This is a genomic window from Acidimicrobiia bacterium, assembly GCA_029210695.1.
Classification (GTDB): domain Bacteria; phylum Actinomycetota; class Acidimicrobiia; order Spongiisociales; family JAHEDJ01; genus JAHEDJ01.
Genome location: JARGFH010000088.1, coordinates 1 through 10970 on the forward strand (window position 1 = coordinate 1; position 10970 = coordinate 10970).

The 10970-nt window shown below is 64.1% G+C and carries 13 protein-coding genes; 9 read left to right on the plus strand and 4 right to left on the minus strand.

The window, feature by feature from the left end:
• Positions 1 to 55: 55 nt before the first annotated feature.
• The 4 genes from P1T08_17290 to P1T08_17305 form a co-directional block, all read right to left on the minus strand.
• Positions 56 to 361, minus strand: coding sequence for a hypothetical protein (locus tag P1T08_17290; protein MDF1597837.1), 306 nt, complete (start codon positions 359 to 361; stop codon positions 56 to 58).
• Between the two features lie 195 nt (positions 362 to 556).
• The gene (locus P1T08_17295) at positions 557 to 2014 is read right to left on the minus strand and encodes a leucyl aminopeptidase (protein ID MDF1597838.1); all 1458 of its coding nucleotides are present in this window, start codon (positions 2012 to 2014) and stop codon (positions 557 to 559) included.
• On the minus strand, positions 2014 to 2565 hold the full coding sequence (locus tag P1T08_17300) for a cob(I)yrinic acid a,c-diamide adenosyltransferase (GenBank protein ID MDF1597839.1): 552 nt from the start codon (positions 2563 to 2565) through the stop codon (positions 2014 to 2016). The genes P1T08_17295 and P1T08_17300 overlap by 1 nt, the downstream gene beginning before the upstream one ends.
• A gap of 11 nt (positions 2566 to 2576) precedes the next feature.
• A complete protein-coding gene (locus tag P1T08_17305; GenBank protein ID MDF1597840.1) occupies positions 2577 to 3236 on the minus strand; it encodes a hypothetical protein in 660 nt (219 codons plus the stop codon).
• A gap of 170 nt (positions 3237 to 3406) precedes the next feature.
• On the opposite strand from P1T08_17305, the gene P1T08_17310 reads away from it, so the two are divergent.
• The 9 genes from P1T08_17310 to P1T08_17350 all read left to right on the plus strand — a co-directional run bounded on the left by P1T08_17310 (position 3407) and on the right by P1T08_17350 (position 10879).
• Positions 3407 to 4270: a haloalkane dehalogenase gene (locus tag P1T08_17310; GenBank protein ID MDF1597841.1), complete on the plus strand. Its 864-nt coding sequence runs from the start codon at positions 3407 to 3409 to the stop codon at positions 4268 to 4270.
• A complete protein-coding gene (locus tag P1T08_17315; protein ID MDF1597842.1) occupies positions 4245 to 5213 on the plus strand; it encodes an endonuclease/exonuclease/phosphatase family protein in 969 nt (322 codons plus the stop codon). The genes P1T08_17310 and P1T08_17315 overlap by 26 nt, the downstream gene beginning before the upstream one ends.
• 27 nt (positions 5214 to 5240) lie before the next feature.
• A complete protein-coding gene (locus P1T08_17320) occupies positions 5241 to 6686 on the plus strand; it encodes an aminopeptidase P N-terminal domain-containing protein (GenBank protein MDF1597843.1) in 1446 nt (481 codons plus the stop codon).
• 91 nt (positions 6687 to 6777) lie between these two features.
• Positions 6778 to 7560: a polyprenyl diphosphate synthase gene (gene uppS, locus P1T08_17325; protein ID MDF1597844.1), complete on the plus strand. Its 783-nt coding sequence runs from the start codon at positions 6778 to 6780 to the stop codon at positions 7558 to 7560.
• 124 nt (positions 7561 to 7684) lie between these two features.
• A complete protein-coding gene (gene pyrE, locus P1T08_17330) occupies positions 7685 to 8272 on the plus strand; it encodes an orotate phosphoribosyltransferase (GenBank protein ID MDF1597845.1) in 588 nt (195 codons plus the stop codon).
• On the plus strand, positions 8269 to 8826 hold the full coding sequence (locus tag P1T08_17335) for a hypothetical protein (GenBank protein MDF1597846.1): 558 nt from the start codon (positions 8269 to 8271) through the stop codon (positions 8824 to 8826). Before pyrE ends, P1T08_17335 begins: the two co-directional genes overlap by 4 nt.
• 10 nt (positions 8827 to 8836) lie before the next feature.
• Positions 8837 to 9604, plus strand: a complete 768-nt coding sequence (locus P1T08_17340; GenBank protein ID MDF1597847.1) for a deoxyribonuclease IV — start codon at positions 8837 to 8839, stop codon at positions 9602 to 9604.
• Positions 9605 to 9607: 3 nt separating this feature from the next.
• Entirely contained in the window at positions 9608 to 10444 is an 837-nt protein-coding gene (locus P1T08_17345) for an EamA/RhaT family transporter (protein ID MDF1597848.1), read from the plus strand.
• A gap of 45 nt (positions 10445 to 10489) precedes the next feature.
• Positions 10490 to 10879 (plus strand): hypothetical protein, encoded by a 390-nt coding sequence (locus P1T08_17350; GenBank protein MDF1597849.1) that lies wholly within the window; start codon positions 10490 to 10492, stop codon positions 10877 to 10879.
• The last annotated feature ends 91 nt before the right edge of the window (positions 10880 to 10970 follow it).

Genomic DNA, 10970 nt, shown 5'->3' on the forward strand with positions numbered 1-10970 from the left:
AAACAACCCGCCCCGGACCCGACCATGAATTGGGTTAGGAACCCGGCGACCTATATCAAAGAGTCAGATACACCTCATCCGGGGTGGTCCCGGCGTCAGTCTCCGGAGCGGTCGAATCGATCGCCTCGACCTCCGTCGGTTGAACTGCAGGCTCGTTCGGAACCATCGACGCTACGGCTGGTCCGACGGCGGTGAAGAAGACAATCGCGGGAACGATGCGGTACCAAACGGGAAGGGCTGCACGATGCCGGCCCGGCGGCGGTCCCTTCGCCAGGAACGCAACCAGGCTTCGCGTCCGATGTTGCCCAACCCGGGTCGCCCGAACCCGGGGCACCTGCGGTGGCAAGAAGTCCCCCTTCACGCCTCCTTCTGTCGAACATAGCAAAGATTTCGGACTGGGTGTTGGGTAGTGTTTTCGCGATCTCGTGACCGTTGGCGGTACACCGCTACCCCTGGAGGCCCGAGCCGTCAACGGTACGCTTGGCCTTGTGTCGATTGGCCTGCTGAGCCGTCAGGCACTGGCGCGGTGAGCCCCAAGCCGACCCGCGACCCGCGGCTAGCTCGCCATATCCTCCGCCAGGGCGACGAGCGTCCGTACCGCGAAGCCCGACCCGCCCTTGCGGAAGTAATGCTCCTCCTCGGTCCACCTGGCCGGTCCGGCGATGTCGAGGTGGACCCAGCGGTTCTCCCCGACGTATTCCTGGAGAAACAAGGCGGCGTGGATGGCTCCGCCGTAGCGGCCCCCGGAGATGTTCTTGATGTCGGCGATGTCGGAGTCCATCGCCTTGCGATAGTCGGCCGCTAGGGGCATATGCCAGAACCGTTCCCCGGTGCGGGCGGCCGCCCTGAGCACCTGGTCGGCTGCCTCTTGATCGTTCGACCACAGCCCGGCAATCTTGTCGCCGAGCGCGACGTGGCAGGCTCCGGTCAGTGTCGCAATGTCGACCATCAGGTCGGGTTCGTGTTCGGCGGCCAGTGAAAGCCCGTCGGCGAGGACCAGCCTGCCCTCAGCGTCGGTGTTCAGTACTTCGATCGATGTGCCGTTCCTTGGTACGAGCACATCTCCGGGCCGGGTGGCGCCGCCGCCCGGCATGTTTTCGGTGATGGGGGTGATGCCAAGGACCTTGATTGGCAGTCCCAGCGCGGCGATGGCCTGCATGGTTCCGAACACCACGGCGGCACCCGACATGTCGGTCTTCATGTCCTCCATTGAGGCCGCCGGCTTCAGCGAGAGGCCGCCGGAGTCGAAGACGATTCCCTTTCCAACCAGGGCGAGGAAGGCTCTTGGATTCTCCGGCTCGTACCACATCTCCACCATCCGGGCCGGGTTGTGGGCTCCTGCGGCGACGCCGGCGAGCGCTCCGAATCGCTCATCGGAGAACTCATCCGGTTGGTAGATCCGGATACGCAGGGAATGCTCTTCAGCAATCGCGGCGGCGATCCCCGCCAGCGTCTCCGGGGACTTGCCGTTGGCAGGCTCGTTGATGAGGTCGCGAGCCAGCATCGCTCCCAGAACGCCCGGCCGGGCCGCTTCCGCCGCCTCGGCCGCTGTGTCACTGTCATCGCCGACGAAGGAGAGCGTCTCGATTCGGGCCGGTTCCGACTCCGACCGGTACTTATCGAAGCGGTACAGCGCCAGGAGAAAACCCTCCGCCACGGCGCGAGCGGCACCGTCGACGTCCACGAGGTGGAGTGTGGTCGACACCTGGTCCAGGCGGGAGGCTGAGCGGGCCAGCCATCCGGCTGCTTGGCGAACCGTCTCCATATCCGCTTCCTCACCAAGACCGACGAAGGCATATGAGGAGAAGGGTGCGCCGGTCGATCCCGAGATGATGGCGACCTGGCCCAGCTTGCCGCTGAAGTCGATCAGATCGAGCTGGGCCTCCAGGCCGTGCCCTATCGCGGCGACCGCCACGTCGGCGCCGGGCCCCCAGGTGCGATCGCTGAAGACGGGAACGGCGAGGAGTTTCCCCTCAGCCGCGACGAGTGAAGTACCTGCTGCGAAATCGACCATTACTGCTCCTGTTGGGGTCGGGACGGTTGCCACTCGGATTCGGTGGCCCGCACGAGGGTGTAGAGATAATCGGCCAGGCGATTGAGATACGGGATCACCGCGCTTGCGTCGAGGCCTCCGGCGCGTGCGTAGGAGACACAGCGCCGCTCGGCACGCCTCACCACGGCCCGGGCGTGATCGAGGGCAGCGGGCAGCGGTGCCCCGCCCGGGACGAGGAACTCCGTCGGCTGCCCGATCTCGTTGACTACCTCGTCGATCCATAGCTCGAGTTGCTCGACCATGCCTTGGGTGGTGCGGCTGACTCCGTCCTCGAGTTTGTGACGGTTCTCAGGAGCAGTCGCCAGTTCGGCAGCCACGACGAACAACTCACGCTGGAGTTGCAGCAGGCGAGCGGCGAGGTCGTCGGTAGCCGCTGCTCGGGCTACGGCCAGCACGGCGACCGCCTCGTCGACGGCTCCGTAGGCCTCCGGCGCCATATCGTTCTTCCAGACGCGGCCACCGTAAAACAGACCCGTGGTGCCGTCGTCGCCCTTCTTGGTGTAGATACGCACTGAGACGGATGTTATCCCGAAAGGAGTGAAGATCCGTCACCCAGCAGTGACCGACCGCTGATCGTTGCACCAACAACGGTGAGGACGGCCAGGTATGAGAGGCCCGTGGCAGCCATGACCCCGCTGTACCCGCGTTCCCGGAGGGCACCCCACACGCCGGCCATCAGCAGTGCGCTCATCACCACCAATCCGACAAACGCCCAACCGACGACCTGGATGTCCGATTCCCAGGTCAGGGCACCCCTGGAGGCGAGGATTCCGGCGTCGGCGAGGAGTCCGACCGAGGCGGCCCCGTCGAGTGATTTAAGTGCCCAACGGGGGAGTCTGGGATCGATCAGGTACCAGTGCCCGAGCAACATCTCGTCGGTTACTGCCCCGAGGGTGACGGCTCCCGTGACGGTCAGAAGTACACCTCCTGATGCGATCGCCGTGGCAAAAAATCCGGCGGCTGCGGCGCCGAACGCCAGGGCCATCCAGATCGGTCGACGAACAAGTGAGGCAGCGGCAACTAGAGACAGCAGTCCCACCAGTGTTCCCGGCGCCACCCCGAAGACGAGGGCGCCGGCTCCCATCAGGGCCGACGATCCGGCGATGAGCCAATGGAATCCCGATCCGACGATACGCCACAGTGCGATCGGAATGGCGCCGATGGCAATGCCGGCGGCCCACATGGTCAGGATGAGTTCCGGGCCCAGTTCGATGAGGTCTCCTCGCCAGTGGGGGAGTATATGAGTAGCGGGTCGCGAGTCGCGGGCCTCGAATTGCGGGTTGCGGTGGCTGGGGCCGATGTATTTGATCGCCCGGCGCGCTATGTTGCGATCCTGAGACTGAGGAGATGCGCATGAAGTGGAAGAAGAAGTTCGAGACCGTCCTCGGCCACCGCATGGCGTATGTCGAGGCGGGCAAGGGCGATCCCATCGTCTTTCTCCACGGCAACCCGACATCATCGTATCTGTGGCGCAACGTCATGCCGCACCTCGAGAAACAGGGCCGCCTGATCGCACCGGATCTCATCGGGATGGGTGACAGTGAGAAACTGTATCCGGGTGGCCCCAATGCGTATACGTTCGCCGCGCACCGGATGCACCTCGATGCCTTTCTGATCGAGCTCGGCGTGAAGGCCAACGTCACCCTCGTCGTCCACGACTGGGGTTCCGGCCTCGGCTTCGACTGGGCCAACCGTCACCGTGACGCGCTGAAGGGCATCGCCTACATGGAAGCCATCGTGGCACCGGTCTCGTGGGATGATTGGCCGGCCGACGCCACCCAGATCTTCAAGGCCATGCGGTCCGCCGCGGGCGAGGAGATCGTCCTCACCAAGAACGTCTTCGTCGAGCGGATTCTCCCCGGTTCGATCCTGCGCGACCTCACCGACATCGAGATGAAGGAATACCGCAGGCCGTTCCTGGAGGCCGGTGAAGCGAGGAGACCTACGCTCACCTGGCCGAGGCAGATCCCGATCGACGGCGAACCGGCGGAGGTTCACGCGGTAGTCGCCGCCTACTCCGAATGGCTGGCAGGCGCCGACCTGCCCAAGCTGTTCATCAACGCCGAACCTGGTTCCATCCTCACCGGCCGTCAGCGAGAACTCTGCCGGGCCTGGCCCAACCAGACCGAGGTGACGGTCCCGGGCCTGCATTTCATCCAGGAAGACTCCCCCGACGCGATCGGGTCGGCCATTGCCGGCTGGTACGCCGCCCTCTGATCTGTTGGGGGTTGCGCTGCGGCGCGGCGTAACCCGGCTCCTGCTGGCGGCCGCAACGGGATTGAGCGTGGCAGCTGCGCTCGGGTTGCTCGGCGAGTTCTGGTGGGTCTTCGACCTCCTGGCGCATCCTCGCCTGCAGTATTCGGTTCTGCTGGCTGCGACGGCAGGCGGACTGGCGCTGGTCGGCCGCGGCAGACCGGCCGTAGTGGTCGTCCTGATCGCAATCGCCAATGGTGTGGTCGTGGCGCCCCTATTCCTGGACAAGCCCGCTGAGAGCGTCGCCGGCGGGCCGGTGCTGACGGTTGTCAGCTTCAACGTTCAGGTACGAAACCCTGATCGTGACGCGGTGATTCAGTGGGTGGGCGATCTCGATGCCGATGTCGTATTCCTGTGGGAGACCAGCCAACCGTGGAGAGACGAGTTCACAGCCGCAGGACTTCCATATTTCCAATCGGAACCCCTTCAGGAAGGCACGACCATCGGTGGTCTCGTGCTCACGAGGGACCCGGCCCGGGTTCGGTTACTCGAGACGGGTGAACGATCGTCGATCGAGGTGGTTGTTCCCTTCGGCGATGTCGAGGCCGTCATTCTCGGCGCTCATCCATTTCCCCCGATGTCGGGCCGCCGGTCCGCGGAACGCGACGCCCAACTCACCACGATTGCGGCGTACGCCGACGACGTCGATGGCCCGTTGATCGTGACCGGCGACTTGAACTCGACGCCCTGGTCGGCTGCGTTCCGACCCCTTGGGGAGGGATTGACGAACTCGATGAACGGCTTCGGGTGGCAGCCGAGCTATCCGGCGGGGAGCGGGCCCTTCATGCTTCCCATCGACCACCTGCTGCACAACGAGTACCTGACCACCGTTGCCCGCTCGGTCGGCCCCGATCTCGGGTCCGACCATCTTCCGATCATCGTCACCCTGGCTGCCGCCGACCGGTGACTCTGGCAGGCCCGGTAGCCTTGCACCATGACCAAGCCCGCCAACACCTACGCTGATCACCGCCGCCGGTTTCTCGCCGACCTGGGCGACGCTGTCGCAGTGATTCCTGCCGGCCACGAACAACCACGCAACGATGACGTCGACCACGAGTTCCGACAGGACTCAGATTTCTACTTCCTCACCGGCTTTCCAGAACCCGATGCGGTGGTCGTGCTGGATGCCGATCGTTTCACGTTGTTCGTCCGACCTCGAGACCGCGAGATGGAAACCTGGAACGGCTACCGGGCCGGAGTCCAGGGCGCCATGGAACGGTTTGGCGCCGATGACGCCTACCCGATCGACGATCTCGAATCAGTCCTGCTGGATCGCCTGATCGGTCACTCCGAGATGTACTACCGGTGGGGCGGGCGACTCGACGGCCGCATGTCGGAGCTACTGAAGAAGCTCCCATCTCTTCATGAACGATTCGGGTACCGGGTGCCGTTCACGATCACCGATCCGACCTCGATTGTCGGCGAGCTGCGGTTGCAGAAGTCGGAGGCCGACCTCGAGCTGCTCCGGGAGGCGTGCAACGTCAGTGCGGCCGGCCACCTCGAAGCAATGCGGTTCTCGTCTCCGGGCCGCTTCGAGTATCAGGTTCAGTCGGCGATGGAGTATGTGTTCCGTCAGCACGGCTCGATGCGGAACGGTTACCCGTCGATTGTCGCTTCAGGCACGAACGCCACCGTGTTGCACTACACCGAAAACGATCGTCGGATGGAAGATGGCGATCTGGTGTTGATCGACGCCGCCGCCGAGTGTGGGTATTTCTCAGCAGACATCACGAGAACGTTTCCCGTGAACGGACGGTTCACCGGCCCGCAACGAGCGGTGTACGAGGTCGTCCTGGCCGCCGAACGGGCAGGAATTGCGGCTGCTTTGCCCGGCGCCACGATGCGCGGCATTCACGAGACGGCGAGGCGGGTGATCGTCGAGGGTCTGGTAGAGCTGGGGTTGCTGCCCGCCGGCGTCGACGAATCGATCACCATGCATCACTACCGGGAGTTCTTCATGCACGGAACCGGTCACTGGCTGGGCATGGACGTGCATGATGCCGGAACATACATGCTCGACGGAGAACACCGACGTCTCGAACCCGGGATGACCTTCACGGTGGAGCCCGGCCTCTATGTGCGAAGCGACCAGGACGTAGCCACGTTCCACCTTGCTGAGTACGACCTCGACAAGTGGACGGAGCGTCGGCTCAAGCTCGGGTTGCAGAAGGCAAAGGCGCTCGAAGCTGAGGAGCTCGACAAGGCCGGGTCGATCGAGCACCCGATCCCCGAGGAGTTCCGCGGCATCGGGGTTCGCATTGAAGACGACATCTTGATAACAACTTCCGGCAACGAGAACCTGACGGCAGCTGTGCCGGTCGATCTAGAAGCCGTTGAAGCAGTGTGCGGGGAAGCGAGCCGGCTTCCCTTCCTGACTTGAGCCGCGCAAAGCGAATCGGAAAGACCATCCCGCGATCTGATCCCTCCGGCCGCTGCTCGACGCCGGTCTAGCCGGTACGATGGGACACGCCATGGCCAGCCGAGATCGAATTCTCAAACCGCTGTACCGGTTGTATGAAGGACGCCTCGAACGCGATCTCTATCCGGGCGTTGTCCCCCGCCACATCGGCATCATCCTGGACGGACACCGCCGTTACGCCCGCAGTGAGGGACTTCCCGATTACGCGGCTAGTTATCGAGTAGGCATGGAGAAGTTTGAGGAGTTCCTCGGCTGGGCACATCATCTTCAGGTGCCGGCCATCACCGGGTGGTTGCTCTCGACTCACAACCTGCAGCGACCGCCGGCTGAGCTCGAGCCCTACTTCGAAGTCCTGATTGAGCTGTTCGAGCGACTCCCTTCCCGTGCCGTCGAACAGGAAATGGCTGTTCGGTTCATCGGTAGCCTCGACCTTCTCCCGGCGGAACTCGTGGCCGCGGCCAAAGCGCTCGAGGAACGCTGCGCGGAGGGCACGCGCCGTCTCACCATGGCGGTCGGTTATGGAGGCAGGCAGGAGATCGTGGACGCCGTTCGAGAATTGGTCTCGGACCTCGCCGCCGACGGTGTGCAAGCATCAGACATCGCAGACCACATCGACATCGACGCCGTCCAGGCCCATCTGTACACAGCCGACCTGCCGGACCCCGATCTGGTCATCCGTACCTCCGGGGAGGCGAGGCTGTCGGGGTTCCTGTTGTGGCAGAGTGCGTACGCCGAGTACGTCTTCGTGGACGTCTACTGGCCGGCTTTCCGTCGCGTTGATCTCCTACGCTCTCTGAGGGATTTCGCACGCCGGGAACGCCGGTTCGGCAAATAGGTACCGGCATCGCATTCAGGAAACGGATCAGGTGCAGGACACGAGATGGCTCGTTAACTGAAGCGACCGCCCTGGGCCGGGGCGGTCGCTATGGTCGGGCTAACACGGGAGGCGGATTCGTGTTATGTGTCCACTATCGGCCACGGAGAGCGGTGACTTGAGCGGTTTTTTTGGAAACCTGATAGACCACCTGCGAGGCAATGCGGTGCGCACCGATGGGCCGTACACCCTGCGTTCGGGGCAGGTGTCATCTTGGTATATCGATGCCCGGCAGACCACCTTCGATGGTGGCGGTGCGCGCCTGGTCGGCGCGGCCGTGTTGGAGCGACTCGCCAACGAGGTGACCGCGGTGGGTGGTATGACCATGGGAGCGGATCCCATTGCGGTCGCCACCGCCGTCGTCGCAGCAGAAACCGGACGGCCCCTCCGTGCCTTCTCCGTTCGTAAAGAGGCAAAGGATCATGGTGTCGGCGGCCGCTTGGTCGGGCCGGTCGTCGAGGGCGACGTCGTTGTCGCGCTCGATGACACGGTGACCACGGGAACGGCGCTGATCGAATCGATCGACGTCATGATCGAAGGTGGACTCCGAGTGGCGCAGGCAATCTGCCTGGTTGATCGCAGTGGGGGACAAGCAGAACGCAGATGTTCGGAACTCGGCGTCCCGTTCGTCGCGCTGGTATTGCCGGCCGATCTCGGCGTGGAGGGTCCATGACTACGGTCCGGGTCGGACGCTCACCCATCCGGATGTGGCTATTTGCTTTGGCCGGCGTGCCGTTTGTTGTCGTCGGGGCCGATTTTCTCGCCCGGCGTCGCATCCTGAACTGGCTAGTGACGCTCGTCTACGAAGATCGGACCCCGGATGCCTTTGAAGCTCGCGATACGCTGTGGGCAATCCTTTTCCTCCTGTTTGGACTCGTGCTGGTCGTTGTGGGGCTGAAGGAACTCCTCCGCCCGCGACCGACCCTCATCGCGGACGAAGCCACCACGCGCTGGGCCCTGCGCGGTCCGTTCCGGTCACTTGTCGAGATTCCATGGGAGATGATCACGGGTTGGTCGGCCGTGGTAGTCGACGATGCCGGCACCGCAGTCCCGGCGCTGGTTCTGGAACTGACGGATCGCGTGGGTCTTCCAGGTAATCCATGGGCAGCACGATGGCAAGGTGAGGCCACCTTGATCGTGTTGACCGAAGACTGGGAGCAGTCGGCCCAGGTGGTCGAGGCGGCGCTCCATGAACTCGACTCCGGCCGGTCTCGTCCCGACCGCTAAGGTGCGCGACATGCTCGTTGGAGTCCACGTGCGCGGATCTGACCCGCTGGCGGCCGCGGTTGCGCGGGAAGCCGGCTGTGTTCAGGTCTTCCTCAGCAACCCGCAATCTTGGAAGAAACCACTTCCCCGTGAAGATGCCGCCGACCTCCGCGCCTCGAGCCTGCCCATCTATGTGCACGCTCCGTATCTCATCAACGTGGCGTCGCCGAACAACCGCGTACGGATTCCCAGTCGCAAGATCCTCGCCGATACCTGTGCGGCTGCCGAGGAGATCGGTGCCGCCGGAGTGATCGTTCACGCTGGGCACCTAACCGGTTCGGACGACCCGCTCGAGGTCGGGTTCGATCGGTGGAGGAAGGCGCTGGAGAGCTTCGAGACCTCGGTCCCGATTCTGATCGAGAACACTGCCGGCGGTGAGAACGCGATCGGCCGGGAGGTTGAAGTCATCGGGCGCCTCTGGCAGGTCATCGGCGACCTCGACGTCGGTTTTTGCCTCGACACGTGCCACGCCTGGGCGTCGGGCCAGGACCTCGACGGGATTGTGGAGCGGGTGCTGGCGGCAACGGGGAGGATCGACCTCGTTCACTGCAACGATTCGCGCGACCCGTTCGACTCGAGGCGCGATCGCCACGCCAATCTCGGTGCAGGAGAGATCCCCCCCGAACTCATTCTGAGCGTCGTCAGGCAAGCCGCCGCGCCGGTCGTTGTGGAGACTCCCGGCGAGCCGGAGGATCAAGCGGCCGACATCCGCTGGCTGCGGCAACACCTGTCTGGTTGAGCATTGACGGAGCTCTTGGCGCTGACGTCGGCGATGGCGTACGGGGTGGCGGACTTCCTGGGGGGCTTCGCCACGAAGCGACGCCACGTGCTCCGTGTTCTCGCCGTCGCTCATTCAGTCGGATTGGCGGTCGTGCTGGGCGTTGCCCTGATCGGAGGTGGTTCGCCAGGTCTCAGCGACCTCTGGTGGGGAGCAGCGGCGGGTTCGGCCGGCCTGGTCGGCCTCGGGTTCTTCTACTGGAGCCTCGCAATTGGGACGATGGGAGTGGTTGCGCCCGTGACGGCGGCCGTCGGCGCAGCTATCCCCGTGGTCGTCGGTCTGGTGATTGGAGAACGGCCGGCACCATCGGCGGCCCTCGGCGTGGTCGCCACCCTTGGAGCGATCGTGTTGGTGAGCGCAGGTGATTCGACCGGCTGGATCAAGCACCCGGCGGCGATGAGGAAATCACTGATCGGCGCGGTGGTAGCCGGCGGCGGCTTCGGTTTCTTCTTCGTTCTTCTGTCGCAGGTTGATGCGGCGGCGGGAATGTGGCCGCTGGTGGCGGCCAGGTCCACTTCCACCGGCATCGTTGTCGTGCTCCTTCTGCTCCTTCGGCCGGCCGCGACTCCCGGTGGCGTCGCCCCCAGTTCGGCAGCGGGCGTTCTCGACATCACCGCCAACGTGTTTGTTCTGGCGGCCTTCAACGGAGGAATGCTCGTCATCGTATCTGCGCTGGCCGCCCTCTATCCGGCCGTTACCGTGCTCCTTGCTCGCTTCGTCCTCCACGAACGGCTTCGTCCGGTTCAACTCATCGGATTGGTACTGGCGATAACGGCGGTAGCGATGATCTCGGTGGCCTGACGGGAGGTGGATCCCGACACCTTCTGCTGTTGTAGGGTGTCCTGCATGGATGTTCTCCTACAAACTCATTCGGGTTATCGCTGGATCGTGCTGGCAGTCCTGCTCGGCGTCGGGATCCTCGGACTGGTCCGATCGGGGCAAGGTGCCATCTGGTCGAAGGACGCCGAACGGCCGTTCACACTGGCGACGATCTTGTTCGATCTCCAAATTGCGCTCGGCATTGCGCTGTGGATCGGCAACAAAGGGTGGGACCAGGATTTCTTCATCAAGGTGATCCATCCGCTGGGGATGATCCTGGCGGTCGGTGTCGCCCACATGGCCGTGATGAGAACTCGCAAGGGTGACCCCACCAAAGCCTTTCGTATGGCCGGAATCGGCCTCCTGGCGGCTCTGGTGATCGTGGCCGCCGTTGTTCCCCGCGACGCATGGTTCTAATCCTGGTACTCGATACCTAGGTGGCTGCCGAAAAAGTGGCTTTCGGTGAGGTTGGTTGGCGGCGGGCCAGTCGTGGGTGATGCCGGAGACC